This window comes from Serratia myotis, from assembly GCF_027474885.1.
GTDB classification, from domain to species: Bacteria; Pseudomonadota; Gammaproteobacteria; order Enterobacterales; family Enterobacteriaceae; genus Serratia; species Serratia proteamaculans.
Genome location: NZ_CP099707.1, coordinates 3,681,936 through 3,708,683 on the forward strand (window position 1 = coordinate 3,681,936; position 26,748 = coordinate 3,708,683).

Sequence of the window (26,748 nt, forward strand, 5' to 3'; positions counted from 1 at the left end):
GATTAGATAAACCATTAGCGCAACACCCGACGCGAGCATTAGCCCGCGATGTCAAGTTAACGGCTCCCCAGGTACAGGCAGACAGGGCCTGGCGAGCGAACCTACAGAAGCAGAGAGCGCATCATGACAACTGAAAGCAAATGCCCATTTTCGGGCGGCGGCAAGCCGAACACTCCACGCCGCGGCCCTTCGAATCAGGACTGGTGGCCCAACCAACTTAGCCTGAAACCGCTGCACCAGCACTCCTCCCTTTCCGACCCGATGGACTCCGATTTCGATTATGCCAAAGCCTTTAACAGCCTCGATCTGGCCGCCGTTAAACAGGATCTGCACGCCCTGATGACCGACTCACAGGAATGGTGGCCGGCAGACTTTGGCCACTATGGCGGCCTGTTTATCCGTATGGCCTGGCACAGCGCCGGTACCTACCGCATCGGCGATGGCCGTGGCGGCGCAGGTGAAGGCCAGCAACGTTTTGCCCCGCTCAACAGCTGGCCCGATAACGTCAGCCTCGATAAGGCCCGTCGTCTGCTGTGGCCAATCAAACAGAAATACGGCCGCAAAATTTCCTGGGCTGACCTGATTGTCCTGACCGGTAACGTCGCGCTCGAATCCATGGGCTTTAAAACCTTCGGCTATGCCGGTGGCCGTGCCGATACCTGGGAGCCGGATGACGTCTATTGGGGATCGGAAAAAATCTGGCTGGAGCTGAGCGGCGGTCAGAACAGTCGCTATTCGGGCGATCGTGACCTAGAAGATCCGCTGGCGGCGGTTCAAATGGGCCTGATCTACGTTAACCCGGAAGGCCCGGACGGCAACCCGGATCCGGTCGCTGCAGCCCGTGACATCCGTGAGACCTTCGCGCGGATGGCGATGAACGATGAAGAAACCGTAGCGCTGATCGCCGGTGGCCACACCTTCGGCAAAACCCACGGCGCAGGCCCGGCCTCACATGTTGGTGACGATCCGGAAACTGCTGGCCTCGAATTGCAGGGCCTCGGTTGGCAGAGCAGCTTCGGCACCGGTAAAGGTAAGGACGCCATCACCAGCGGCCTGGAAGTAACCTGGACCACCACCCCGACCCAGTGGAACCACGACTTCTTCAAGCACCTGTTCGAATACGAGTGGGAACTGACGCAGAGCCCGGCTGGCGCTCACCAGTGGGTAGCCAAAGACGTGGGCGAGACCATTCCCGATGCGTTCGATCCGGCGAAAAAACAGCGCCCAACCATGTTAACCACCGATCTGTCGCTGCGCTTTGACCCGGCATACGAGCAGATCTCTCGTCGCTTCTATGAACATCCTGACCAGCTCGCCGACGCTTTCGCCCGCGCCTGGTACAAGCTGACCCACCGCGATATGGGGCCACGCGCCCGCTATCTCGGCCCGGAAGTGCCGGCCGAAGAGCTGATTTGGCAGGATCCGATCCCGGCCATCGATCATCAGTTGATTAACGATCAGGATATCGCCGATCTCAAAACCCGTATCCTGGCCTCCGGCCTGCCGCTCTCGGTGCTGGTGTCCACCGCCTGGGCTTCAGCCTCCACCTTCCGCGGCTCCGACAAACGCGGCGGTGCCAACGGTGCGCGCATTCGTCTGGCACCACAGAAAGACTGGGCAATCAACCAACCGGCTCAACTGGCGCAAACGCTGGCCAAGCTGGAAGGGATCCAGCAGGCGTTCAACAGTGCGCAGTCGGGCAACAAACGCGTCTCGCTGGCGGATGTGATCGTGCTGGCCGGTGCCGCAGCCGTCGAACAGGCAGCAATCAACGCCGGGCATCCGGTGAGCGTGCCCTTCGCGCCGGGCCGCATGGATGCTACGCAGGAACAAACCGACATCGACTCCTTCGAAGCGATGGAGCCGGTTGCCGATGGTTTCCGTAACTACCTGAAGCGCCAGTTCAGCATTCCGGCCGAAGCCTTGCTGGTCGACAAAGCGCAGCTGCTGACGCTGACGGCGCCGGAAATGACGGTGCTGGTAGGCGGGTTGCGGGTGTTAAACGCCAACGTCGGTCAGAGCCAGCATGGCGTGCTGACCCAACGGCCGCAGGCACTGAGCAATGACTTCTTCGTCAATCTGCTTGATGGGGCCACGACCTGGAAAGCGGCAGACGAGGACGGTGTGTTCGAAGGCCGCGACAGCCAAACCGGCGCGCTCAAGTGGACGGCGACCCGCGCCGATCTGATCTTCGGCTCACATTCCCAACTGCGTGCGCTGGCGGAAGTCTATGGCAGCTCAGACGCCCAGGCGAGTTTTGTCCACGACTTTGTCGCCGCCTGGAATAAGGTGATGAACCTCGATCGTTTCGACCTGGCCTAAGTCAGAACAGCAGTAACGCAGCCCGCTTAAGACAACTTAGGCGGGCTTTTTATTTTTACTCTCCGGTCACTTGCCGCTCCAGGTGCCGCAGGTCAAGCGACAGGAAGTGGTGTACCACCGGTTTCTCCGGGCCGATATGGAACTGCAGCGCCTCCTGCTGCAGGTCGGCATCGGCATGCGAGACCCGCTGGTGCTGGCGCAGGTGTTCGGCCCAGGACTCCACCATAAACCACTCCATCACGCACTGCGGATCGGCGGTATGTTCGGTCAGCCCCCAGGCATAGGCACCATCACGGCGGCGTACCCGCGAGAGCCGTTGCAGCGTGCGCAGAAACTGCGGACGATCTTCCGGTCGCACCCGGTACTCCACCTGGATCATCACCGGCCCGCGATCGTTTTCAACCGGGGTATTGAGCAAGGGCTCCGGCCAATGGTTGGACGGCTGCAGATCGGCCTCGCCCTCAGGCAGGCGAATACGGTGGAACACCAGCGAAATCACCAATAGACCCACACCGCCCGCCAATAGCGTGGCGGCCACACCAATCTCCTGGGCAATCAACCCCCACAGCAGGCTCCCGGCAGCCATCGCGCCATTAAACACCATCAGATAAATCGCCAGCCCGCGTCCGCGCACCCAGTTTGGCAACACGCCCTGCGCTGCGCCGTTCAGGGAGGTCAGTGCGATAATCCAACCGCCACCCAGAGCCAACAGCAGCAAGACTGCCAGCCACTGCGGCGGCGCCAACGACAGCAACGCCATCACCACGGCGGTGATCACCGCAGCCACCAGCACCAGGCCATCGGCGTTCAACCGCTGACGCAGCCGGGGTAATAACACCGCGCCGATTATTGCACCGGCCCCCACCGCACCCAGCAGGATGCCGTAGAAACCGGCGGTGCCACCCAGCATCTGCCGCGCAACGAGGGGCAACAGCGCCCAGACCGAACTGGAGAACACAAAGAACACCGCCGCCCGCAATAGCACCACGTGCAGCTCACGGCTGGCACGGGCATAGCGAATACCGGCACGGAAAGCGCCAAAGAAATGTTCGGAAAGCCCGTTGTCCTCCACCTTCGGCCTGCGCCACCACAGCAAGGCGGCAACCACGAACACATAACTCAGTACGTCGGCACCGTAGGCCGCACCGGCACCAAAGCTCGCCAGCAGCAACCCCCCGGCCGCCGGGCCGATGGCTCGGGCGATATTGATCCCCAACGAGTTCAGCGCCACCGCATTTCTGAGATCGGCGCGCGGTACCAGCTCCGGCACAATGGATTGCCAGGTCGGCCCCATCAGCGCCCCGCCGATGCCGCCGATAAAGGTCAGCGCCAGCAAATACTCAACGGTCAGCGCACCGCTTTGCGACAGCAGTAATAAAGTGCCGCTGACGCTGGCCAGCAGGATCTGGACAAAAATAAGAAAGCGGCGACGATCGAGAATGTCTGACAACACCCCTGCGGGGATCGCCAACAGGAACACCGGCAGCGTGGCGGCGGTCTGCATCAGTGCCACCGCCGACGGGTTAGAGGACAAATCCGTCACCAGCCAGGAACTGGCGACATCACGCATAAAGCTGCCGACGTTGCCCAGCACCGTGGCCCCCCACAACACCGCGAATACCGGGATTTTCAGCGGCGCGAAACCGCCGGGTGCTGCCTTATTCTCAGCCGGTTCGGCCATCTTTTGCTCCTTTAGATCGTACAACGCCACCAGCAACAGCCAGCGAGCAGATAAAAGCGGCAGTGCTCATGGTCGACTCCGGTTCACAGACAAAGCCCCCCGTCCGGGGGACAGGGGTCAAGACTGGATAAACGCCAGCAGATCGGCATTAAACTGTTCAGGGTCTGTTTGCGCCAGCCCGTGCGAAGCGCCCGGATAGACTTTCAATTCAACCTGCCGAATAAGCTTAGCGGCTTTCAACGCGGATGCGGCGATCGGCACAATCTGGTCGTCGTCGCCGTGCACAATCAGCGTCGGCTTGTCGATGGCCAGCAGATCCGCGGTGTAATCGACCTCGGAAAACTCACGCACGCAGTCATACAACCCCTTCACTCCACCCTGCATGCCCATCAGCCAGAAACTGTCCGTCAGCCCGGTATTGGCCTTCACGCCGTGGCGGTTATAGCCGTAGAAAGGCACCGCCAGATCCTTGAAGAATTGGGAACGATTTTCTGCCGTTCCGCTGCGGATACCGTCGAATGCCGACATCGGCAACCCTTCAGGATTAGCCGGGCTTTGCAGCATCAACGGCGGCACCGCGCCCACCAGCACCACCTTCGCCACCCGTGCGCTGCCGTGACGGCCAATATAGTGCGCCACTTCGCCGCCCCCGGTGGAGTGCCCCACCAGGATCAGATCCCGCAGATCCAGCGCTTCAATCAACTCCGCCAAATCGTCCGCATAGCGGTCCATGGTATTGCCGTCCCAGGTTTGGTCGGAGCGGCCATGACTGCGGCGATCGTGCGCGATAACGCGGTAACCGCTTTGGCCGAAGAACAGCATTTGATTATCCCAGGCATCCGCGGATAGCGGCCAACCGTGAGAAAACAGAATCGGCTGCCCGCGGCCCCAGTCTTTATAGAAAATACGGGTGCCATCTTGGGTGGTCAGAGTGCTCATAGGTTAACTCCCGGTGGTGGTAGAGGTAGGTCTTCCGGGTTAACAGTAAGGCAGGAGGGGAAACGGTGATAACGGAATTATTTTCGGATGATCGCGAGTTTTTTTGCTGAAGATCCCGGCCTGGCTTCAGGGCACAACGCCGGGTGCTTGCGTCAGATATTTTCCAGGTCAATACCACGGGTTTTGGGGCCAAACACCCCGATCACCACCATCACAATCAGCATGCTGGCAACGATAAATGCAATCACCCCCACCGAGCCGCCGTATTGCAGGATCATGCCGATAATCAGGCTGCTGAATACCGTCGACAGTCGGCTGAATGAATAACAGAATCCGACCGCGCGGGCACGGATGTAAGTCGGGAACACTTCTGACTGGTAGGAATGGTAACTGTAGGTCAGCCAGGCATTGGACCAGGTGATGAAGAACCCGCACAGAATCAGCCACAGGGGATTATTCTGCATGGCAAACAATGAGCCGAAAATCACCGTGACCAGACAGGAAAGGACGATCTGCCATTTGTTTTCCATCTTGTCGGCATAGCGGCTACACAACAGCGACCCCAACGGATAAGCCAGGGTAATAAAGAAGGCGTACAGCAGGCTGTGGGTGACCGAAGCGCCCTTTCCAGCCAGCAAGGCCGGTAACCAGTTGCCAAAACCAAAGAAACCGATCGCCTGGAAGAAATTCATCACCACCAGCATCAGGGTACGGCCCCGGTAACGCGGCGACCAGATATCTTTAAAGCTGCCCTGCGTTGGTGCTTCGCTCTGTAGCCCGGCGTCGCGCAGCGGGAACTCCGTGCTGTGAGTGACACCGCAGCGGCGTTCCATTGCCAGCATCACCTGCCGGACCTCCGGATAACGTCGCTGTTGTGCCAGCCAACGCGGGGATTCCGGCAAGCCTTTACGCACCAACCAAATCACCAGTGAAGCCACGGCACCGGCGATCACCACATAACGCCAGCCACTCAGGCCCAAAATGGTCTGCGGCACCAGCCACCACGACATCAGCGCCACCGTCGGCACGGAAAGAAACTGAATGAAAAAGGAAAAGGCGAAAGCCCGGGTACGGAGATGCGCAGGCACCCACTCGGTCAGATAGGTATCAATGGTTACCAACTCAATCCCCAGCCCAACGCCGACCAGAAAACGCAGGAAGATCACCCACTCTGCCTGATGCTGAAAAGCCAGGCACAGCGAAAACACGCCATACCAGGCCAGAGCAAACATAAAGGTGGTGCGGCGGCCAAAACGATCGGCATAAGGGCTAAGCAGGCTGGCACCGATAAACAGGCCAAGGAAAGTTGCGGAGGCAAACGCCGCCTGGTCAGAGACGCCGAACACGCCTTGCGCCCCGGTATGGAATATCCCCTCGGCGATTAAACCGGTGCTGATATAACCGGTCTGAAACAGGTCATAAAGCTCAAAAAAACCGCCCAACGCCAGCAAAGCGATAAACCGCCACAGACCGGCAGAGGTGGGCAGTGCGTCAATTCTTGCCGACAAATCCCGTTCATGGATCGGTGACCGGGCCACCGCCTCGCTTCCTGCAACCAAAGAATCACTCACCATTAACCCCGCCATAACATAATCAATAATTTTCTATGCTATAGGCTCGGTGTCGGAGTTAAATATTTAATTAGCAGGCTACGAAAAATAATTAAGCATAAAAAACTGCAGCAATCTGTTTTGCTGAGAGAAAATTTAGCCTGTGGGCCGGTGCCTGATAGCAAGCCGCGGCTTGCTATCAGGACGAAGGGAGTTAGCGGCTGTGGTGCTGTTGCAGGCGTTCGCTGCGGTAAAAATTCAGCAGGCACCAGCCAAGGGCGATCAACGCCAGCGGGGCGCCGACAAAGCCGATGTTACCCATGCCCAGATACTGGCTGACCTGATTGCCCAGCAGTGCACCAGCGCCGATGCCGAAGTTGTACAACCCGGAATAGATCGACATCGCCACGTCGGTCGCGTCCGGCGCCAGATTCAATACCTTGGCCTGCATCGACAAGCCAATCGCCATGATCGCCATGCCCCATACCGCAAACAACACCGTCAGGTGATTTTCATCGCCGGAGGCCGGTAACAGCAGCAGCAGACTCAGCATCAATAAGGCGATAGCGCCGATGAAAAAGCCCGACGGGAAACGTTCGCTGAAGCGACTGAACAACAGGCTGCCGATGATACCGGCGGCACCAAACAGCAACAGCATCAGGGTGGTGAAGTTTTCCGACAGCCCGGCCACGGTCTGAATAAAGGGTTCGATATAGCTGTAGGCGGTGAAATTCGCCGTCACCACAATAATGGTCAGCATATACAGGCTGACCAGCGCCGGGCGCTTGAACAGCATAGGCACGCTGGCCAGGGAGCCGGAATGTTCGCTTTTCAGCACCGGCAGCAAGCGCCACAGCAGCACCAACGCCAACGTAGCGCAGACGGCGATGCCGATAAAGGTCATGCGCCAACCGAGGATTTGGCCCACGATTCGGCCCAGCGGCAAGCCGAGTACCATCGCCAACGCGGTTCCCCCCGCCAACAGGCTCAATGCCTGCGCCTTCTTGCCCGCCGGGGCGACCCGGATCGCCAGCGAGGCGGTGATCGACCAGAATACCGCATGGGCCAGCGCCACACCGGCACGCGAGATAACCAGCGTGGTGAAATTCCACGCCACGGCGGTCAGCACATGGCTGGCGATAAACAGGATAAATACCCCGATCAGCAGTTTTCGCCGCTCAATCCGGCTGGTCAGCAACATGCACACCAGCGAACTGGCGGCGACGATCCAGGCATAAATGGTGATGATCAACCCCACCTGCTCGGTCTGCATCGAGAAGCTTTGGGCAATATCACTCAGCAACCCCACCGGAATAAATTCGGTGGTATTGAAGATAAAGGCCGACACGGCAAGAATGACCACGCGCAACCAGGCGGTTGAGCGAGAGACCTGGGTTTGTTCCATGTTAAACGGGATCCGGGCAGGTGCAGGAAGTAGCGATATTTTAACCAATCGGTGTGGTAAATGCGATATGCGTCACACTTTTATTGGGCTGTTTTTTTCGACAGTCTTTTGCCGTTTAATGGCCTGTCCCCTGACAGGCCATCGATGCAAGCGGATGCCGTTTACTGACTGATACAGCGCTGTAATGCCTCCACCGAAGTATTGATACCGGCATCGACTGACATGGTCAGATCCTCCATTTCCAGCGATACCCAGTCGTTATAGCCCATCATGCGTACCACCGAGAAAAACTCCTTCCACCACTGTAAATCCTGGCCGCAGCCGACCGCCACATAATTCCAGGCACGCTCCGCCACCTGCTCCACCGGTCGGGTTTCCAGCAGTCCATTAACCGCCACTATTCCCCTTTCCAACCGCACATCCTTGCCATGCACGTGATGGATAGCGTCCCCGAGGCGGCGCGCTACTGCTATCGGATCGGCCCCCATCCAAATCAGGTGGCTGGGATCAAGGTTCAGCCCGACCATCGGCCCGACCGCGTCACGCAGCCTGAACAGCGTGTCCGGGTTCCACACCAGCATCGAACTGAAGTTTTCCAGCGCGAACTTTTCGATGCCGAACGCCTGCGCCTTATCCACCAGCCGCTGCCAATACGGGATCGCCACTTCGTTCCACTGGTAGTCCAGGCAGTTCTTCAGCGTCGGCGGCCAACTGACGGTATAGGTGATCCAGTTAGGGATGCTGTCGCCGGGGGCCGCAGGGGGTAATCCGCTCATCATGACGATTTTTTTTACCCCCAGACTGGCAGCCAGCGCCAGCGTGTTATCGGTATCGTGGCGGTGCTTTTCGCCCAACACTCCCGGCTCCAATGGATTACCGGAAACGTTCAGCGCGGCAATCTTCATGCCGCGGCTCTCCAGTGCCGCCAGCAACCGACGGCGCTTGCCGGCGTCCTGCAACAGCGCAACGGTGTCCAGATGCGGTGCCGAAGACCAGCCGCCGGTGGTCATCTCCACGCCAAACACCCCCAGTTCGCCCAACCGATCCAGCATGGCTTCAAACGGCAGGTGGCCCAAACTGTCGGTACAGAAGGAAAGCTTCATGTCATATCTCCGCAAACAAAAAGGTTATTCAAAGGCCACCCAGCGCGCACCCTGATCGGCTGAACGCACGCAGTTTTCAATCCAGCGCACCCCGTCGATCCCGGCATCGATGTCCGGATACACCAGCTGCGCCAGCGCCTGTCGATCGCCCCGGTTTGTGGCATCAATAGCCAGGGCGAATTTCAGGTAGATGTTGGCCCAGGACTCGGTCAGCCCCTCGGTATGCAGCGCCCCCAGCCGTTCCCAGGCGTTACAGGTTTCGTCCAGATAGGGCATGCCGCGATACAGCGTCTGGTTCGGTTGCCCCTGTACCTCGTAACGCAGCTCGCTGGGGTTGATATCGCTCCATTCCAGGCTGGCTTTCGAGCCGACGATACGGATGCGCTGGCTGCTCATGGCGCCGGCATTGACCGACGAGGCCCACATCCGCCCTACCGCGCCGTTGGCATAGCGCATCATCACCAACGCGTTGTCTTCCAGCGGGGCACGCGAGGGAATAAAGCTCTGCCGATCGCACAACAGTTCGCTGATCTGCATCTGCGGCATCACCAGTTGCGACAGGTAATAGGTGTGGGTGGAAATATCCCCCAGTACAAAGCTGGGCCCGGAAATCTTGGGGTCAATGCGCCATTTCTGCGCTTCGCTAAGGCGATCGACTTCGTCGGTGGCATTAAAACCGTGGGTGTATTGCAGATCCACCATGCGCACTTCACCGATCTGCCCGTTGGCGATCATCGCGCGCATCTGCAACAGCAACGGATGGCCGGAGAAACCGTAGGTCACGCCGACAATGCGGTTTTTTTCTGCCGCCAGCGCCTTGATTTCATAAGCCTCCTGGCGGGTAAAAAACAGCGGTTTCTCACAAATCACGTGCAGCCCGGCCAGCAGCGCCGCGCGGGTAATTTCGTAATGGGTACCGTTTGGCGTGGCCACGGACACCACTTCAATACCGTCCTCTCGCTGAATCTCTTGAGCAAACAGCGTGCGGTAATCCGCATAGCAACGCTCGGCATCGACCCCCAGATTGACGCCGAACTCGCGGCCACGCTCCGGGACAATATCAAACGCCCCGGCCACCAGCGCAAAAGCAGTGTTATCCCGCAATGCGCCGCAGCGGTGCTTGTAACCCACCTGCCCCAAGCGCCCGCCGCCGACCATCGCCCAACGCAGAGGACGTGCCGTTTTTCTTTCACCATTCAACATAGTTGCTCCCGAAGCCTAAGATTGCGCTGCTTTCGTCGTATTGCACCCGGGTGCAAATTTTAAATGCACCCGGGTGCAAAATTGAGTGACAACTTGACCGCGAAACAAATGCCACTTGCGATGGACTATTGGAGATGGTCAAAAATAAGTCAAATGCGCCATGATAAATCTGCCGCTCAGGATCACAATTTGCTGATAAAACGATCGAAGGTGTCTTAATACCAGTCACCCAAGCAAAGTGATGAATACACTGCTCTGTAGGTGCCCCCTCTCCTTTGGGAGAGGGAACAATATGCCCTGTTTGCTCGGTGGATCCCACCGCAGGCGGCAGCAACTCCCGCATCCGACAAGGCTGTGCTAATCTGTTGAACCCATACCGTTTTTTCATCACGAGCAAAGATGATGGCGAAGAAACCCGGCGCTCCCCCCGCGCCCTCTACACGCAAGGCGACGGCCAGTGATGTGGCTGCCCGCGCCGGCGTGTCTAAATGGACGGTATCGCGTGCTTTTACCGATGGCGCGTCGATCTCGCCCCATGCACTGCTGCGCGTTCAGACCGCAGCGCGTGAATTGGGTTACCGCCCTAATCTGCTGGCGCGCAGCCTGTCGAAAAAGAGCACCCGCATCATCGGACTGGTGGCGGACGAACTGAAGAATCCGCATATTTTTACGCTGCTGGACGAGGTCACCCGGCAGTTGCAAAGCCGGGGTTATATGGCTCTGCTGCTGAATATCACCTCGGAAAACGACTATGAATCGGTGCTGACGTTGGCCGATCAAATGCAGGTAGATGGCCTGCTGTTTCTCGGTACCCTGCTTAACGATCGGTTGATTACGCTGGCACAGGATATTCACCATATTCCACTGGTGGTGCTGTATCGCTATAGCGACAGCCCGTATATCCAGGTGTTGGCCACCAACGGCTATCAGGCCGGGCACGAAATTGGCGAACTATTGCTGACGCAGAACTATCAGCGCATGGGCTATCTGGCGGGCCCGGTGAGTGAATCCACCCGGTTACGCCGTCTCGACGGTTTCCGTGCCGCACTGGCGGAAAAACAACGCGATGTCAGCGTGCTGCTGCAGGCCCCGCATTATCAACGCCTTTGCGGCATGGAGGCTTTCTCGGCCTACCTGGCCGCCACCCCGGCGGAACAACGGGTTGAAGCGATTTTTTGTGAAAACGATATTCTGGCGGTAGGCGTTATCGACGCCATACGCGCCACGCCGGGCTGTGCGCCGATTGCCGTGGTGGGGTTTGATGACATTGAGCTGGCTGCCTCCCCCAGTTATCAGCTGACCACCTATCGTCAACCGATGCAGTCGCTGATTGCCGATGGTATTCATTGCCTGACGCAGGCTTTTGAGCCGGGTGGTCAACGCTTGTATAACGGTGAATTAATCGTCCGGCAGTCGCATATTAAACAATAATGATATCAACAGACGGCGAGAACTCGGGTCAGGCTTATTGAGGTCATATGTCAGCTCTCTATGATTGGTCGGTATTGGCATTACGCCGCATTTACGATCGCCGCATCAGCGGTGCGCCGGTGCTCGACAGCGCGCGTCTGTTCCCCGACGCACAACGTTTTACCGCCCAGTGGCCGCAGATCCGTGACGAGGCACTGACCCTGGCGCAGGATCTGCGCAATATCCCTCGATTTCACGAGATCATGAGCGAACAGGCGTCGATCTCCGCCAATGATGCGCGTGACTGGCGCATGTTTATTATGCAGGCCTATGGTCAGCCGATTCCCCGTAACCTTGCCCGCTGCCCGTTATTGGCCAGCCTGATCGCTTCCTCTCCGGATGTGCTTTCAGCCTCATTGTCCTTCCTTGCGCCCGGCAAGCAGGTGCCGGCGCACCGTGGCCCGTTCCGGGGCATTCTGCGCGGTTATCTGGTGCTGGCGATGCCCAAACGCGCCGACGGTCTGCCCGCCGCCGTGTTGAAAGTCGACGGGCAAGAATACCGGCTCAATGAGGGGGAATTTATGCTGTGGGACGATACCTTCGAACATGAGGTGTGGAACGACAGCGACCAGGTGCGCACCGTGCTGCTGCTGGATATCCGCCGCCGCGATTTACCCACCGGGCTGCGGATGTTATCCAACGGCATCGTTGCACTGGTACGGCTGAACGTGCGCTGGATCCAGCGCCAGTTCTAGGCACCGCCCAGATAGGCTTTCCTCACCTCCTGATCGTTCAACAGCTCCGCACCGCTGCCGGTCAGGCGGATTTGGCCGTTGACCATCACATAGCCGCGATCGGACAGTTTGAGCGCGTGGTTGGCATTCTGCTCCACCAGAAACAACGTCATGCCGCCACGGGTCAGCTCCCGCAAAATGCTGAAGATCTGTTTAACGATGATCGGCGCCAGCCCCAGGCTCGGTTCGTCCAGCAACAGCAGCTTGGGCCGACTCATCAGCGCCCGGGCAATCGCCAGCATCTGCTGCTCACCGCCGGACATGGTCATCGCCCGCTGGTTACGCCGCTCCTTCAGGCGTGGGAACAGCTCGAACATGCGCAATAAGTCCTCATCCACGTAGCGATTGCCGATGGTAATGGTGCCCATCAGCAGGTTTTCCTCCACGCTCATGTCCGGGAAAATGCGCCGCCCTTCAGGTGCCTGGGCGATGCCGCTGCTGGCAACGTAATGGGTGGAACGCTGGCTGATGTCCTCGCCGCGAAACAGGATCTGCCCACCGCTGATGCGCGGCTGGCCGAAGATCGACATCAGCAGCGTCGACTTGCCCGCGCCGTTGGCACCAATCAGCGCCACCGTCTCCCCTTCATTTACCTGTAGCGAAACCTGCTGCAACGCCTGGATCGGGCCGTAAAACACGTCTACGTTGCGAAACTCCAACATCACATTGCTCATCCCGCCAGCTCCTCTTCATCCGCGCCAAGGTAAGCGGCGATCACCGTATCGTTATGCTGAATTTCTTTCGGTGTGCCTTCGGCGATCACATCGCCGTGATCGAGCACAATCACCCGATCGGAGATCTCCATCACCATGCCCATATCGTGTTCTATCAGCAGTACCGTGATGCCGTGATGCTGACGCAGAAAACGGATAATGCGGCTCAGCGTTGCCGTTTCCACCGGGTTCAGCCCGGCGGCGGGTTCGTCGAGGCAGATCATCTCCGGCGTGGTGCACATCGCCCGGGCGATCTCCAGCCGCCGCTGCTGGCCGTAGGACATCTCCCCCGCCAGCCGGTTGGCGCAATCCACCAGTTCCACCACTTCCAGCCAGTAAAAGGCGCGATCCAGTGCCTGACTTTCCGCCCGGCGGTAGGCCGGGGTATTGAGCACGCCGGCGATCAGGTTGCGGTTGCTTAGCATGTGCTGCGCCACCAGCAGATTCTCCACCACCGACATTTCGCGGAACAGGCGGATGTTCTGGAAGGTGCGTGCCAGCCCGGCGCGGTTGACCAGGTGGGTGCCGCCAAACATTTTGTAGTAAACACGCGAGCCCAGCCGTTTCGGGTTAACCCAGTCACCGGCGTGGAATTTCTGCCCCAGCACCTGGATCACGTCGGTCGGCCGCTTGTGGGTGTTGAGCAGGATCGCGCCGCCGGTAGCACGATAAAAACCGGTCAGGCAGTTGAATACCGTGGTTTTACCGGCCCCGTTGGGGCCGATCAGTGCGGTGATGGAACCGCGTTCTACCGCCAGATTGACGTCGTTCAGCGCCTTGATGCCGCCAAAATGCATCATCAGATGCTCAACCTGCAGGATAGCGTCGCTCATGGCTCCACCCCCTTGCGGGTCGCAAAACTGGTTCGACTGATGCGCACCAGGCCGCGCGGCCGCCAGATCATCATCGCCACCATCAGCACGCCGAACAACAGCACGCGGTACTCGGCGAAGCTGCGCAACAGCTCCGGGGCCACCGTGAGTACAAACGCCGCCAGCACCACGCCGATGGTCGAGCCCATGCCGCCCAGTACCACTATCGCCAGGATCAGCGCCGACTCAAAGAAGGTGAACGAGGTGGGGTTAACAAAACCCTGATAAGTGGCGAAAAACACCCCGGCCAGCCCGGCGGTGGACGCGCCCATCATAAAGGCCGACAGCTTCACCAGAACGTGGTTCAGCCCGAGTGAGCGACAGGCGATTTCATCCTCGCGCAAGGCCTCCCAGGCGCGGCCGATTGGCATGCGCGTCAGCCGGTGCTTGATGTACAACACCAACAGCACCACCAGAAACAGCACCGCATAGATAAAGATAAACTTCAGGTTGGGGTTGTAGGCGATACCGAGAAACTCGTGGATCGGCACCCCACCGTCCTTGGCCCGTCGGCCAAACTCCAGGCCAAAAATCGTCGGCGCAGGCACCGAGACCCCGTTGGGACCGCCGGTCAGTGACATCCAGTTGTTCAGCACCAGGCGGATAATCTCGCCGAACCCCAGCGTGACGATCGCCAGATAGTCGCCGTGCATGCGTAATACCGGGAACCCCAGCAGCGCACCGGCCAGCGCCGCCATCAGCGCGCCCAGCGGCAACATCGCCCAGAACCCCAGCCCGAGATACTGGTAACCCAGCGCCAGGCCATAAGCGCCAATGGCGTAGAACGCCACATAACCGAGATCCAGCAGCCCGGCCAGCCCGACAACAATGTTCAGCCCCAGCCCAAGCAACACGTAAATCAGCCCCAGTATCGCTACCGTCAGCAGATATTTGGTGGCGACAAACGGAAACAGCAGCGCGATCACCGCCATTAACGGAATAATCCAACGCAGGCTGGTTTTGGCCCCTATCGGCCGGACATATACCCCGTCATTGCCGCCGTCAAAACGCGTCAACAGTTTGCGCCCCGGCGCGGTTTGCAGGAACAGGCTCAGCAACAACCGCCCGGCCATCACCGCGGCGATAATCCACGCCAGGCGGCGCGGTTCAAAGTTAAAACTGTATCCGTTAAGGACGATACCGACGATCGGCCCGAAGACGATCAGGGCGATCAACCCGGCCAGCACCGCATCCAGCAGGCTGCGTTTAACGTTCAGCCCTGGGTGAGCTACAGATTGCGACATAGTTTTCCCCTCAAACCTTAGCGACCATTGGCCGACCGAGCAGGCCCTGAGGACGGAAAATCAGGATCACCACCAGCAAACCGAAGGAGAATACGTCTTTGTAATCCGAGTTCACCATGCCGGCAAACTGCGCCTCCGCTACACCCAACAGCAGCCCGCCCAACATCGCGCCGGGTAGCGAACCAATGCCCCCCAGCACCGCAGCGGTAAAGGCCTTGATACCGATGATAAAGCCGACGTAGAAATCAAAGGTGCCGTAGTTCATGGTGATCAACACCCCTGCCAGCCCGGCCATCGCGGCACCAATCACGAACACCAGGGAGATCACCCGGTCGGTGTTGATGCCCAGAATGGACGCCATCTTGCGGTCCTGCTGGGTGGCGCGGCAGATGCGCCCCAGACGGGTGCGCTGAATGATGTAGGTGAGGATGGCCATGCCCAGCAGTGAGGCGACCAGGATAAACACCTTGGTGTAGGTGATTTGGATCACCCCGCCGTCAAAGTTGAGGCGGAACACGCCATCCAGCAACGTCGGGATCCCTTGCTGGCGAGGCCCCTGGCTGATTTGCGCGTAGTTTTGCAAAATAAGCGACATGCCGATGGCGGAGATCAGCGGTGCCAGACGCGTGGAGTTACGCAAGGGTTTGTAGGCGATACGTTCGATCACCCAGCCATACACGCCGGTGACCACGATGGTGAACACCAGCGTACCGAGGATCAGCAACGGGAAGGATTGCAGGCCGAAGAACGACAGCAGCGCCAACCCGATAGCGCACAGGTAGGCGGAGATCATGTACACCTCGCCGTGGGCGAAGTTAATCATGCCGATAATGCCGTAAACCATGGTGTAGCCGATGGCGATCAGGCCGTAAACCGCGCCGAGCGTCAGGCCGTTGATCATCTGTTGCAGAAAGAAAACATCCATAATGAGCAGTCTCGCCTGGTGGGACCGCAAGCTAGTGCAGACGCGGCCCAAGGGAAGTATCGGCGCGGACCCGCCGAACACGCGGATCCGCTTATGGGTTAATCCTCAATGGATTTCAAGTTGCAGCCAGCTTGAAAGACGCCGAAGATGGATTAGAGTTGGTGATATTTTCCTTTATCGTCCCATTGATAGACCACGTAATCCGATACCTTCAGGTCGCCTTTCTTGTCCCAGGCCTTTTTGCCCATCACGGTATCCACATCATGCGATTTCAGCCATTCGCTGGCCTTGGCGCTGTCTTTGCCGCCGGTAGCGCTGAAGGCTGCGGCGATCGCCTGAATCGAAGCGTAGGAGTAGAGGGTGTAGCCTTCCGGCTCAAAACCGCTGGCGCGGAACTTGGCGATCACCGCTTTACCTTCCGGAATTTGGCGCGGATCGTTGCCGAAGGTCATCAGCACGCCGTTGGTGTACTGCGGCCCACCGGCAGCGGTCACCAGCTCTTCGGTCACGATGCAGTCGCCGGAGAAGAACTTGGCGGTCACGCCCTGCTCACGCATCTGACGCACCAATGGCCCGGCTTCTGGATGACAGCCACCGAAATAGACCACGTCAGGTTTGACCGAGGCGATCTTGGTCACCAGCGCGTTAAAGTCTTTTTCACCGCGTGACAGCCCTTCATACAGCACTTCCTTCACGCCACGCTTGTTCATCTCTGCCCTGGCGGCATCTGCCAGCCCCTGCCCGTAGGTGTCTTTGTCGTGGATCACCGCGATGCGTTTGGCTTTCAGGGTATTGAGCATGTAGTTGGTGGCGATCACCCCTTGCTGATCATCGCGGCCGCACATGCGGAACATGTTGGTCATGCCGCGTTCGGTAATTTGCGGGTTGGTGGAGCCGGGAGTGATGGCGATAATCCCGGCTTCGTCATACACCTCGGAGGCCGGCATGGTGGAGGAGGAGCAGAAGTGCCCGACCACCGCCGAGACCTTGTCCTGATCCACTAACCGGTTGGCGACCGAGACCGCCTGTTTGGGTTCGCAGGCGTCATCCCCCTGCACCAGTTTGATTTTTTCCCCTTTAATCCCACCGGCGGCGTTGATATCCGCTGCCGCCTGCGAGGCACCACGCCAGTACTGATCGCCATAGGTCGCATTCGGCCCAGAGAACGGCCCGGCGACGCCGATAACGATATCGGCCTGAGCATAAAAAGCTGAACCTAAACAACCGATAAGCAGAGCAGCGAGCGGACTTTTAATTAATTTCGATGACATTGTTGTATTCCTCAGCACTGTTTTTAGACCCTAAATAATTGGAGCTGTATCAATGCGGCAAGAACATCCATCCCCAGGATGCTTACTCAAGTAAGTGACTGGGGTGGGTGTTCGCAACCAACACCGATACGGCTTCAAGTATGACGGGTATAGCGAAACGCCCAGGGGCGTGGACCAGTCACTTTATGTGTAGACGGGGAAAATAATTTGCGCGAGAGCGCAGTCGCATTACCCGAATTTAGCTAAGCAAAAATCCAGCCATTGTGACGGCCAATACATATTTTCTGTTCATTCATCCTACATATCAGAGGCAAAACGAGGGGGCTCACTGCCGTCAGGAGGCGCTGTGGGGGGGATCAGGTGGCAAACACTCCGCAAAATTATTCTGCAGTTCGCCAACAACCCTCTCCCCCTTCGCACCAGAAACGTGCAATGGCAGGTGCAACCCTGAAGCCGGGGATTTTGTGGTGTTAAACAACAGGGATAAACAGGATGAGTGCCGAAAAACAACGCAACATGCTCATTCCATCAGCAAACGCACTTTTCTCACAGTTTAGTGCTTTGACAAACCCGCACCACCCCGCTATTATTCGCCCCGTTCAAACGATTCCTCTGTAGTTCAGTCGGTAGAACGGCGGACTGTTAATCCGTATGTCACTGGTTCGAGTCCAGTCAGAGGAGCCATATTAGAGAAGCCCGCTCAGGGAAACCTGAGCGGGCTTTTTGCTTTTGTTTTGGTGGTTAGGAGCCAGGGGTGGACATGTCAGCGTTCCAATCTGTGACGGTTGCCAAGTGACAACGATGTCATTACTGGTAATATTTAAGCTATCAATGAGGGACAGCACAGTTCTAAATTATGATTTTAGTCAGGACTGTTTGAACAGATAGGGAAGCTTAAAATATATGAGTAGACGTCTAAACAGAGATTACCGTACTAAAATAAGAAACATCCCCCGCCGCTTGAAAGCGCTTAACCGTTGGGCGGAAACCTTCCATGATCCAATCCGCGTAGATTTTCCAGAAGACCAGCGCTACTGGAACTACAAAATTCCTGTAGATGTCAATCTTGTTGAAGGAAAACACAGTACCCAGAAAACCAAGGCAGCCTGCGCGCAAGCGTTAATTGACGCATGTTCTAATTTAATACTTGCAACAGCTGATTCGGGTTACAGCCCGCGAATTACTTCTGTTATCTGCCTCCCGGATATGTTTACCAGCGAAGTCTGTCTTTACCATTCTGAAGAGTACTATCAGGGGTTCATATGCGAGAGCACTTCTGAAAATGGAGCTTCATCAGTCATTAAGGGGCGTAGCCTTGCTGAAGAATGGGGATTAACTCTGCCAGAGAATATACAGGAACTGGGGATCTCGCTTAAATACTATGGCGGTGACGATCCTGATGAATGGTTTACAGGCGAACGTTGGTACTATGGCCAAGTGTTATAGAAGAGCGGAGTCTGGAAGCCTGACTTACAGTTCATCGGCTTTTCGCCCAGTTTTAATAGACTGTGCTATTCCTTTCTTATAACAATATATTGATGTTTTGATGTCCTCCACAGCTCCGTCTCGCCCTCCAAGTGGAACTATATCGGCTACGAGCGAAAAGCGGACGTGCCTGTGGTCATCAATTACGGCTACAAAGTAGTAGCGATTCTTTCGGCCATTCAACAGCCTGCTATGAATTGTTCTGATCGGTTGTTTCAGAAATATGCAATTATCCCCACAATCTCACGTAATAGGTAACTCATTAGCTAATTTCTGTTAAAGCGACGAAAAATACCCGCACCGGTATCAGGGGTGTGCAACGTTATAGGGCAATGTATCGTTGGCGTGTTAATGCTGTCAGATTCAGAAGTCTTACAGGACAAGATCCTACACCGCCATTCATTACCTGTCTTAATGAACGTGAATCCGGATGTGTAGACTCCGTTGCTTTTCATACGATTGATGATGCAGGGCATGACCTTTGCCGGTTCTTAAAAGCTATGGCAGGGGTTTCATTCGAGTACTAGTGACCTTACTGGATGTAGCGGCGTTAGAAAATGTTTCTCTGTAATTATTCTACCGACGTTTACATCCGCTATTACTACGATCAGCTTCTTGCACGCAGAGCATCAGCAAGTGCACTGGGTCCGCTTTGCGAGAAGCGGAAATTACTTTACGTACTCACACCTAGAGATTGTTCCGCCATCTGTTCGAATATATATTTGCTGCATCGTTCTAAATGGCGACTCTTTTGCTACTTCTAGAGATAACTTAGAAAGTAACCCAAACACTTTAAGTGCATATTCTAAACAATCATATTCCCCTCGATCTTCTTTAGAGATTCGAGATAACTCTTCAAACTGTTCTATATATTTATTAAAATCATCCTTCTTGCAACGCTCACTATAAAGCTTGTCAGGATTTGCAGGTAAGGGAAAACGGACTGAAAGAAGAACTTTATTATCTGGCATGGAAATTGGCTCATGAATTGCATATAAGCGGTGGCTGGCTATATTTATTGGTGCAGAATGCATAACTAAGTCTCGATAATGTCCCAATTCAAATAACCAGCCCCCTTTATTCATTTCATCTTTTAAGTAACATTCCAGATTTGTATGATTATTCAATTTACTCAATACCTTCTTTAATAGACCACCTGCAGTTGTGATCTCTTCCCCATCTTTTTTACGAGAACCGTTATTAGAAAAATTATATACATATTCACATAAATTGTCTCGAAGAATTCCCGCATCAAATAAAAAAGAGTGAAACTCTTGATATACCATGTCTGTATATCCGTCTTGAAAACGCTGACCACATTTAAAACTATCTTTCAGAACCAATGCATTGAGCTGATTTTGATATGACAAAGCTAAGCTTTTCAGTCGATTATTAATGGCCTTAAGTTGAAATGCTATTCTATTTGACAGATCATAGCTGAATCCATTTTTATTATGGAATGATGACAGAGCTATACCACTCCACTGTTGAAATGCCTCCCAATTAGGCCATCCTTTACCTTGGGAGGTATAACCTCGGAATTCTTTTGGCGATTCACCTATATACTCACTATAATGAGTAGTGAATTCAACGCCAATAATTGTTAAGTTATATTTGCTAAGTGTAGAGAGTAGATTTCCATAAGTATCAATTTTAATTTCCACAATTTTTCCGTCTTTGGTTTTTGGCCAAATCGCAACCACATCACTTTGTGGTTCAATGGTAGCAATCGGGCCACCAGACAAAAATACAGTTCTCCCACATACTGGCCAATCTTCTTTCATGTTTCCTCCTGAGGACTAATACATCGTTGTATGATGATTAGTCAAACTGGATATTTTTATTCACTATGTTACAAACAAATAATATAGTCAATATTTATGCCACCGTGAAAAATTCAATTTAATCTAGCCACGACATTAGCGTTTTTTCAGAACCTTTGAATGACCGCTTGTGGTACGAGGAGGTCAGGTGGAAGGACTGCTCCGTCTGTTAGGAGCGAGAGGCGGAAGTTGACAGCAGTTTTGTAATGTTCGAACTGAATTTTCCTGACAATGAGTAGCCAGTCCATGAATGGTCTTAAGGTCTCTGTTAAACCCATGGCGATCCAGCCTCTAATACTATCACCGACTACATTGTCGAGTAATACAGAACTCTCAGAACGAACAAATTAACGACGGACTACCGCCAAACGAATCGGTAAACCGGTACTGGAAAAGCTTTAAAGTGGTGGCCAGTTTTAATTGACTACAACAGTAGGATAGTTACACCAGTATGGGAAACTACTGACGAGATATACCCATCCTATCAACTTCGATCACAAACTGAACTTTCGAACGGAAGGTTTGGACGTTACCAAGTGCCATGTGTAGAACATTGTAAGCATAGGTTGTGAATGTCGCGATCAATTCGCTTTCTCTATGTCCCTGCTCTGTCAGTTGTGGCTGCTCCAGCAACCAGTAGATTTGCTGGATGGTCTTCTTAATTTCTTCACCATCAACTCCTTTGTGGGACAGTATGATGCTCATCCGATTAGCGATACTATGCGCTCGTGGTTCCATGTCATGTCTGAGTAAAATAGATTCAAGAGCAGATAAGCAACTCCGCAAGCGCTCCTTCGGTGCTAATAAAGTTGCCCCTTTACTGTAGACTAGGATGCTTGTTCGTACTGCTAAGGCGAATTCGCTCAACCCCTCTGACAGTACGAGTGATCCTGCGGCTTCCAACAGATCGGTATTGAGTGCCGAAATTTGCTGTGCGGATAGACGCCAATATCCCATCTGCTTCGGCAAAATGCATTCATTGTGACTATAGCCACCTTCATGCATTACAATTAGTTTCGATGTCGGAATATACTCTGTACCTGCGAGAGCTACCGGGCTGAAAAGGTATGATCTAGGGGCCGCTGGAGAGAAGAAGGTCAGCAGCCCCACAGCATCTTGGGCAATCTGAAAAGCTCGTTCTACAGCAAATTTTGCCTCGGCTTCAATGGACACAATTGCTACAGCATACCCTTGAAAATCCTTCCTGAACTTTTCGAAGTATTGACCAACCTCCTGCTCTTGTCCTGACTGGGATAATGGTGCTCTGCTGCGTAAACTATCTATTGCAGCAGCGGTGATCGATTCGATGCGAATCGGGCCAAAGTCGAATCCCTTTTCGACTTCCATGTTAGCGATTGGGGCCCAGACTTCAACATTCGTGACCTTTTCTCGAGCCGCATCGCCCAAGCCCTCTGAGAATGAGGACTGGGTAGCCGGAAATTGTTGTCTTACCCAATCAAAGAAAGCTGTTTCAACAAACTTACGGCTTAAACTAATACGAGCCCAAGTTGCTTTCATAACAGCATCTATTAAGCTATCTAAGAATTTGTAATCCTCCTCCACAAATCCATATGGCTTGCCATCATATTGAAGGAACATGAGAGCTGCGCCTCCGTTCATTTCCTGCCCCCAAAATGTAATGGGCCCAATCAGCTCTCTATCCGTAATGGGAGTTACTGGCATTTCAGACGGAAATTCCTGAGTTGTCTGCTTGAAATGAAGCTCTTGAATCTTCCCCATAAGTTCAAGGGAAATCTGATCAAGTTCAGCAGCATGAACTGGCATAAATCTAAACGGTTCGATAGTGAGAGAGTCAGACGGCTTTGTTGGCGCAATTGGTTCTTTTGTTAGGTTAATATCCTCGAGTTGAACTTGAAGCTTGTTGAGTTCTTGGAGGTCTGAATGATGGTGCATTGCGAGGGTAGCGTCCAACCACTCATGGAATTGGTTGACGAGCGTTAGATACTCTACTGTAAATTCATGAACATCTAGATGTTCTCCGGCCTGCTCGAGGTAGATGCGAGCTACAGGTTTCCAGTCTTTCCAATCCAAAAGTGAAGCAGTGTCATATTGCACACCAGTTTCCATCGTACCGGAACCATCCGCTGCGCCTGGATTAGTATTGAATTTCATAAACATTCTGGAATTTGGCAGCCCTTTATGAAGCATGTAGTTGCGAAGGCCTTGGACAAATTGAGCTACAGGTGATTTAGCGAAAGTCGCGATCACTTGCATTTCGTAGGTCTCGAAAAGTTTAGTACCCGTGTAATGCTTCCTCATGAATACCCGTGTATGCTCCACAAGGGTCAAGGAGGATGAAACGAAGTTGTGAACATGGCGGTTGAGTTCGCGATGAGCCTGGAGTCCAGCCTCACGGTTCTTCTCCATCATCAAGAGTATGCCCTGGTCAGGGTCCTTGACTCTTTCAACTGCCTCAATAAGTTCCAACGCATTCATTTGGAAAACATTGAACGAGAAACTTCGTTGATGGGTACGGTCGAGGTAACCCGCCCCCTCAGACTCTCTAATCTGCCGGAAAAGTTCGGCTGCAGTAACAGCTTTATTCATCGTGATACCTTGGCATTGGCCGGTTTGCTTCGAAGAACTAAGATTATGCGATGATTTGCAAAATCGAGGAACGGTCATTCGACACGATTATCGATCAAGTGATTATCGCCGTAATTGTTACTCACGAATCAGGCCCGATCCGCAAATAGTCGGGGTAGGCCAAAGTGCTTGCAAATGCCATTGAGCAGTTTACGAAGTAAACCAGTTAACCTAATTTCTAAACGGTCGAATGTCCGAATGTCCGCTTTTGGCACAAAACCAACGGTCAGGACGTCCCCAGAATAACCAAAATGCCCCCAACCCCAACAACTCCAAACTACCCTCCCCTAAATCAACAACCTCACCCGATCATAAATCAGTCGATCCTCGAGCCGCGCGGAGCGGGCATGCTGGCGCAGGGTGCGGATCAGGTTATCAATCAACGCATGGGCGGCGGTGCTAAGAATGCTGTTGCGCCGGGTGACGATATTCAGCCGCGCCAGGTCACAGCCTTCCTGTAGCGCCAGCGGTTGCAGCCGTCCGGCAAACTGCGGTAATCCGAGCAACGGTGCCGGGCACCAGGTGCACATGTCTGCCGACTCCACCATTGCCTGCAGCATACCAAGGGAATGCGCATGAATAATGCGGTTCGGATCGAGTTGAGCGCCGTGTCGGCTGAACAGTTGATGGATTAATTCGTCATAATTGTCTGGGGTGTAATTCAGCACCCAGTCCTGCTCAAGCAACTGGTGGATTGAGGTGCTTTGGCCCAACGGATGCCCGTGCCGCACCATCACCGCTGTTTCATAATCCAGCAACGGCTCGCAATGAAATTCCTGCGGTGCCATCGAGGCCGGAAGCGGCGTGATGGCGAAATCCATCGTGCCCTCTCGCAGTTGGGATTGTGCGTTGGCCATCAGGCTTTCAAACAGCTCCAGTTTCACGCTGGGCATCTTTTTGCGAAAGGCCACCACCGCCGTCGGTAACACCGTCAGCATCAGCCAGGGCGTGATAGCCACCTTCACCTGCTCTTGCGCCAACCCGCGCAGGCCTGCCATTTCATTGCTGGCCTGTTCCAGTTGGTTCAGCACCAACCGGGCGTGCGCCAGCAGCGTTTTCCCGTAAGGCGTAAAGCCCAGTCCAGCCGGGGTGCGGATCAGTAATGGCAATTCTTGCTGCTGTTCCAGCTCGCGCAGGGCGCGCGTGACCGCCGCCTGTGAAAGCCCCAGTTGTCGTGCGGCGGCGCGGATGCTGCCACCGTCGGCACTGGCGACCAAGGCCTGTAATTGATGTAGTTTCATCACGCCCCCTGACAATCAAAGGTTGTCAGCATAACCGAACGACGGCTCCCCGGGCAAAAGGTTGTTTGTTAGTCTCCGAAGTACCTTGTTCCCGGTTATTGAACGCATCGGGAACCGAATACTCCCGTTGGAAACCCTGATGACTCATTCGCTGGTTTTACCTGAAATAGCCGCTGCTCAGCACGAAATGGTCGCCATTCGTCGCCATATTCATGCTCATCCCGAATTGGGATTTAACGAATTCGCCACCAGCGATTTGGTGGCAAAACTGCTGTCCGAATGGGGTTATCAGGTCACGCGCCATATAGGACAAACCGGGGTTGTCGCCACGCTACAACGCGGCGTGGGGAAATCACTTGGCTTGCGCGCCGATATGGACGCGTTGCCGATTGAAGAAACCAGCGAATTGCCCTATGCCAGCACCCACAGCGGCGTGATGCACGCCTGCGGTCATGATGGCCACACCACCATGCTGCTGGCGGCGGCGCGTTATCTGGCGCAGCGGTCTGACTTTACCGGTACTTTGCACCTGATTTTTCAACCGGCGGAAGAAGGCGGCGGCGGTGCCCGAGTGATGATGGAAGGCGGGTTGTTCGAACGCTTTCCCTGCGATGCCGTTTTCGCTATGCATAACGTGCCCGGCTTCCCGGTCGGCCAACTGGGCTTTGCCAGCGGTCCTTTCATGTGCTCGGCCGATACCGTCAACATCGTTCTGCATGGCCACGGCGGCCACGGCGCGGTGCCGCAGCATACCGTTGATCCGGTGGTGGCCTGCGCCGCCATCGTGATGAGCCTGCAGACCATCGTATCCAGAAATATCGATCCGCAGGAAACGGCGATTGTGACCGTGGGCGCGATCCAGGCCGGTCTTGCAAGCAATGTCATCCCCTCGACCGCCACCATGACGCTGAGCGTGCGCGCGCTGAATGCCGATGTCCGTCAACGGCTGGAAGACCGTATTACGGCACTGGTGGAAGCACAGGCCGTCAGTTTTGGTGCCCGGGCAGAGATTGATTACCAACAGGGTTATCCAGTGTTGGTAAACCACGCGGCGGAAACTGAGTTGGCACGTTCGGTCGCGCTGGAATGGGCCGGTGAAAGCCGGGTTATCGCCAACCTGCGCCCGATTACCGCCAGTGAAGACTTCGCTTTTATGCTGGAGAAATGCCCCGGCAGTTATATCTCGATTGGCAACGGGGAAAGCACGCCCGGGAATTCGCTGCATAACGCCGGTTACGATTTTAACGACGAGTGTTTGCCGATGGGCGCCACTTATTGGGTCAAGCTGGTTGAACGCTTCCTGGCTTAATGCATTATTTAATCCACTCCGCTAAGGAAAATGACATGAAAAAAACGATGGGTTTGGTTTTATTGTTGCCGTTAGCGTTAAGTTTTTCGGCCCTTGGCGGTGAGTTTAGCGGCAAGGTGATTAAGTTGGGCATCGATCCCACCTTCCCGCCGCTGGAATACAAAACTGCGCAAGGAGCCCTGACCGGGTTCGGTGTGGATATCGCTCAGGCGCTGTGCGATGAAATGCAGGCAAAATGCGTGTGGGTCGAGAGCAGTTGGGACGGGATGATCCCGGGGTTGCAGGCAAAAAAGTTTGACGCTATCGCCTCCTCAATGACCATTACGCCGCAGCGCGAAAAGCAGATCGCCTTCTCGAGCAAGGTGTCTAACGCCCCGGCGCGGCTGGTGGCACGCAAAGGCAGCGATCTGCAGCCCACGGCGGCTGCGTTAAAAGGCAAGTCGATTGGCGTGCAGCAAGGCTCCAGCCAGGAAGCTTATGCGAACGCACTGTGGCGTCCGGCCGGTGTCAACGTCGTTGCCTATCAGAGCCAACAGGAAGTGAATGAGGATCTGGCCAACGGCCGGTTGGATGCTTCGCTGCTGGCCAGCGTCAGCGCCAGCGAATTCTTCAAAACGCCCGGCGGCAAGGACTTCGCCTTTACCGGTGCGGAACTGAACGACAGCAAATATTTTGGCATTGGCGATGGTATTGGCGTGCGTAAAGAGGACAGTACATTACTTGATGCCTTCAACGCGGCGCTGAAAGCCATTATCGCCAACGGCACCTATAAGAAGGTGAACGATAAATACTTCGATTTTGATATGTACGGTAAAGGGGAATAACTGAGGGACTGATTAAAAGGGCCAGGC

General features: G+C 55.2%; 20 protein-coding genes and 1 tRNA gene. 7 read left to right on the forward strand and 14 right to left on the reverse strand.

Annotated features, from left to right (window positions below; all coding sequences use genetic code 11):
* Positions 1–123 precede the first annotated feature (123 nt).
* A complete protein-coding gene (gene katG / locus NHG65_RS17515) occupies positions 124–2,322 on the forward strand; it encodes a catalase/peroxidase HPI (RefSeq protein WP_499182489.1) in 2,199 nt (732 codons plus the stop codon).
* Positions 2,323–2,377: 55 nt separating this feature from the next.
* Here the strand turns inward: katG and NHG65_RS17520 are convergent, their stop codons facing one another.
* The 6 genes from NHG65_RS17520 to NHG65_RS17545 all read right to left on the reverse strand — a co-directional run bounded on the left by NHG65_RS17520 (position 2,378) and on the right by NHG65_RS17545 (position 10,203).
* Entirely contained in the window at positions 2,378–4,003 is a 1,626-nt protein-coding gene (locus NHG65_RS17520; RefSeq protein WP_413479312.1) for an MFS transporter, read from the reverse strand.
* 117 nt (positions 4,004–4,120) lie between these two features.
* Positions 4,121–4,942 (reverse strand): alpha/beta fold hydrolase, encoded by an 822-nt coding sequence (locus tag NHG65_RS17525; protein ID WP_499182490.1) that lies wholly within the window; start codon positions 4,940–4,942, stop codon positions 4,121–4,123.
* 152 nt (positions 4,943–5,094) lie between these two features.
* On the reverse strand, positions 5,095–6,513 hold the full coding sequence (locus tag NHG65_RS17530) for an MFS transporter (RefSeq protein WP_283604381.1): 1,419 nt from the start codon (positions 6,511–6,513) through the stop codon (positions 5,095–5,097).
* 193 nt (positions 6,514–6,706) lie between these two features.
* Complete coding sequence (locus NHG65_RS17535; protein WP_413480841.1) at positions 6,707–7,897, reverse strand: sugar transporter; 1,191 nt, start codon at positions 7,895–7,897, stop codon at positions 6,707–6,709.
* A gap of 161 nt (positions 7,898–8,058) precedes the next feature.
* Positions 8,059–9,000 carry a sugar phosphate isomerase/epimerase family protein gene (locus tag NHG65_RS17540; RefSeq protein ID WP_099063764.1) on the reverse strand — a complete coding sequence of 314 codons (942 nt, stop codon included), beginning with the start codon at positions 8,998–9,000 and terminating at the stop codon, positions 8,059–8,061.
* Between the two features lie 24 nt (positions 9,001–9,024).
* Entirely contained in the window at positions 9,025–10,203 is a 1,179-nt protein-coding gene (locus NHG65_RS17545; RefSeq protein WP_207978160.1) for a Gfo/Idh/MocA family protein, read from the reverse strand.
* Between the two features lie 399 nt (positions 10,204–10,602).
* Here NHG65_RS17545 and NHG65_RS17550 point away from each other — a divergent pair, with 399 nt between their 5' ends.
* The gene (locus NHG65_RS17550; protein WP_099063762.1) at positions 10,603–11,634 is read left to right on the forward strand and encodes a LacI family DNA-binding transcriptional regulator; all 1,032 of its coding nucleotides are present in this window, start codon (positions 10,603–10,605) and stop codon (positions 11,632–11,634) included.
* A 47-nt stretch (positions 11,635–11,681) separates the two neighbouring features.
* Positions 11,682–12,368, forward strand: a complete 687-nt coding sequence (locus tag NHG65_RS17555) for an aspartyl/asparaginyl beta-hydroxylase domain-containing protein (protein ID WP_219016274.1) — start codon at positions 11,682–11,684, stop codon at positions 12,366–12,368.
* Here NHG65_RS17555 and NHG65_RS17560 read toward each other — a convergent pair.
* From NHG65_RS17560 to NHG65_RS17580, 5 genes are all read right to left on the reverse strand, one after another.
* Positions 12,365–13,081, reverse strand: coding sequence for an ABC transporter ATP-binding protein (locus tag NHG65_RS17560; protein WP_099063760.1), 717 nt, complete (start codon positions 13,079–13,081; stop codon positions 12,365–12,367). The two genes, NHG65_RS17555 and NHG65_RS17560, sit on opposite strands and share 4 nt — an antisense overlap.
* Complete coding sequence (locus NHG65_RS17565) at positions 13,078–13,953, reverse strand: ABC transporter ATP-binding protein (RefSeq protein WP_085117588.1); 876 nt, start codon at positions 13,951–13,953, stop codon at positions 13,078–13,080. Before NHG65_RS17565 ends, NHG65_RS17560 begins: the two co-directional genes overlap by 4 nt.
* Positions 13,950–15,236 (reverse strand): high-affinity branched-chain amino acid ABC transporter permease LivM, encoded by a 1,287-nt coding sequence (gene livM / locus NHG65_RS17570; RefSeq protein ID WP_085117589.1) that lies wholly within the window; start codon positions 15,234–15,236, stop codon positions 13,950–13,952. The genes NHG65_RS17565 and livM overlap by 4 nt, the downstream gene beginning before the upstream one ends.
* A gap of 10 nt (positions 15,237–15,246) precedes the next feature.
* Positions 15,247–16,161: an ABC transporter permease subunit gene (locus NHG65_RS17575; RefSeq protein ID WP_099063758.1), complete on the reverse strand. Its 915-nt coding sequence runs from the start codon at positions 16,159–16,161 to the stop codon at positions 15,247–15,249.
* Positions 16,162–16,313: 152 nt separating this feature from the next.
* Positions 16,314–17,432 carry a branched-chain amino acid ABC transporter substrate-binding protein gene (locus NHG65_RS17580; protein ID WP_099063757.1) on the reverse strand — a complete coding sequence of 373 codons (1,119 nt, stop codon included), beginning with the start codon at positions 17,430–17,432 and terminating at the stop codon, positions 16,314–16,316.
* 608 nt (positions 17,433–18,040) lie between these two features.
* Between NHG65_RS17580 and NHG65_RS17585 the strand changes: the two genes are divergently transcribed.
* Positions 18,041–18,116 (forward strand) — tRNA-Asn (locus tag NHG65_RS17585).
* A gap of 219 nt (positions 18,117–18,335) precedes the next feature.
* Complete coding sequence (locus NHG65_RS17590; protein WP_499182491.1) at positions 18,336–18,878, forward strand: DUF3916 domain-containing protein; 543 nt, start codon at positions 18,336–18,338, stop codon at positions 18,876–18,878.
* A 707-nt stretch (positions 18,879–19,585) separates the two neighbouring features.
* Here the strand turns inward: NHG65_RS17590 and NHG65_RS17595 are convergent.
* From NHG65_RS17595 to NHG65_RS17605, 3 genes are all read right to left on the reverse strand, one after another.
* Positions 19,586–20,701, reverse strand: coding sequence for a hypothetical protein (locus NHG65_RS17595; RefSeq protein WP_499182492.1), 1,116 nt, complete (start codon positions 20,699–20,701; stop codon positions 19,586–19,588).
* Between the two features lie 498 nt (positions 20,702–21,199).
* Positions 21,200–23,308 (reverse strand): hypothetical protein, encoded by a 2,109-nt coding sequence (locus NHG65_RS17600; protein ID WP_499182493.1) that lies wholly within the window; start codon positions 23,306–23,308, stop codon positions 21,200–21,202.
* A 326-nt stretch (positions 23,309–23,634) separates the two neighbouring features.
* Positions 23,635–24,588 (reverse strand): LysR family transcriptional regulator, encoded by a 954-nt coding sequence (locus NHG65_RS17605; RefSeq protein ID WP_499182494.1) that lies wholly within the window; start codon positions 24,586–24,588, stop codon positions 23,635–23,637.
* A gap of 139 nt (positions 24,589–24,727) precedes the next feature.
* Between NHG65_RS17605 and NHG65_RS17610 the strand changes: the two genes are divergently transcribed.
* Both NHG65_RS17610 and NHG65_RS17615 read left to right on the forward strand, forming a co-directional pair.
* Positions 24,728–25,897 (forward strand): M20 aminoacylase family protein, encoded by a 1,170-nt coding sequence (locus NHG65_RS17610; protein WP_499182495.1) that lies wholly within the window; start codon positions 24,728–24,730, stop codon positions 25,895–25,897.
* 35 nt (positions 25,898–25,932) lie between these two features.
* Positions 25,933–26,721: an ABC transporter substrate-binding protein gene (locus NHG65_RS17615; RefSeq protein ID WP_499182496.1), complete on the forward strand. Its 789-nt coding sequence runs from the start codon at positions 25,933–25,935 to the stop codon at positions 26,719–26,721.
* Positions 26,722–26,748 lie beyond the last annotated feature (27 nt).

Excerpts from the sequence above, each read along its gene's own strand:
- NHG65_RS17520 (WP_413479312.1), bottom strand. The coding sequence starts at position 4,003 with ATGGCCGAACCGGCTGAGAATAAGGCAGCACCCGGCGGTTTCGCGCCG.
- NHG65_RS17525 (WP_499182490.1), bottom strand. The coding sequence starts at position 4,942 with ATGAGCACTCTGACCACCCAAGATGGCACCCGTATTTTCTATAAAGAC.
- NHG65_RS17580 (WP_099063757.1), bottom strand. The coding sequence starts at position 17,432 with ATGTCATCGAAATTAATTAAAAGTCCGCTCGCTGCTCTGCTTATCGGT.
- NHG65_RS17540 (WP_099063764.1), bottom strand. The coding sequence starts at position 9,000 with ATGAAGCTTTCCTTCTGTACCGACAGTTTGGGCCACCTGCCGTTTGAA.
- NHG65_RS17605 (WP_499182494.1), bottom strand. The coding sequence starts at position 24,588 with ATGAAACTACATCAATTACAGGCCTTGGTCGCCAGTGCCGACGGTGGC.
- NHG65_RS17550 (WP_099063762.1), top strand. The coding sequence starts at position 10,603 with ATGATGGCGAAGAAACCCGGCGCTCCCCCCGCGCCCTCTACACGCAAG.
- NHG65_RS17535 (WP_413480841.1), bottom strand. The coding sequence starts at position 7,897 with ATGGAACAAACCCAGGTCTCTCGCTCAACCGCCTGGTTGCGCGTGGTC.
- NHG65_RS17595 (WP_499182492.1), bottom strand. The coding sequence starts at position 20,701 with ATGAAAGAAGATTGGCCAGTATGTGGGAGAACTGTATTTTTGTCTGGT.
- NHG65_RS17555 (WP_219016274.1), top strand. The coding sequence starts at position 11,682 with ATGTCAGCTCTCTATGATTGGTCGGTATTGGCATTACGCCGCATTTAC.
- livM (WP_085117589.1), bottom strand. The coding sequence starts at position 15,236 with ATGTCGCAATCTGTAGCTCACCCAGGGCTGAACGTTAAACGCAGCCTG.
- NHG65_RS17610 (WP_499182495.1), top strand. The coding sequence starts at position 24,728 with ATGACTCATTCGCTGGTTTTACCTGAAATAGCCGCTGCTCAGCACGAA.
- NHG65_RS17600 (WP_499182493.1), bottom strand. The coding sequence starts at position 23,308 with ATGAATAAAGCTGTTACTGCAGCCGAACTTTTCCGGCAGATTAGAGAG.
- NHG65_RS17545 (WP_207978160.1), bottom strand. The coding sequence starts at position 10,203 with ATGTTGAATGGTGAAAGAAAAACGGCACGTCCTCTGCGTTGGGCGATG.
- NHG65_RS17565 (WP_085117588.1), bottom strand. The coding sequence starts at position 13,953 with ATGAGCGACGCTATCCTGCAGGTTGAGCATCTGATGATGCATTTTGGC.
- NHG65_RS17615 (WP_499182496.1), top strand. The coding sequence starts at position 25,933 with ATGAAAAAAACGATGGGTTTGGTTTTATTGTTGCCGTTAGCGTTAAGT.
- NHG65_RS17590 (WP_499182491.1), top strand. The coding sequence starts at position 18,336 with ATGAGTAGACGTCTAAACAGAGATTACCGTACTAAAATAAGAAACATC.
- katG (WP_499182489.1), top strand. The coding sequence starts at position 124 with ATGACAACTGAAAGCAAATGCCCATTTTCGGGCGGCGGCAAGCCGAAC.
- NHG65_RS17575 (WP_099063758.1), bottom strand. The coding sequence starts at position 16,161 with ATGGATGTTTTCTTTCTGCAACAGATGATCAACGGCCTGACGCTCGGC.
- NHG65_RS17560 (WP_099063760.1), bottom strand. The coding sequence starts at position 13,081 with ATGAGCAATGTGATGTTGGAGTTTCGCAACGTAGACGTGTTTTACGGC.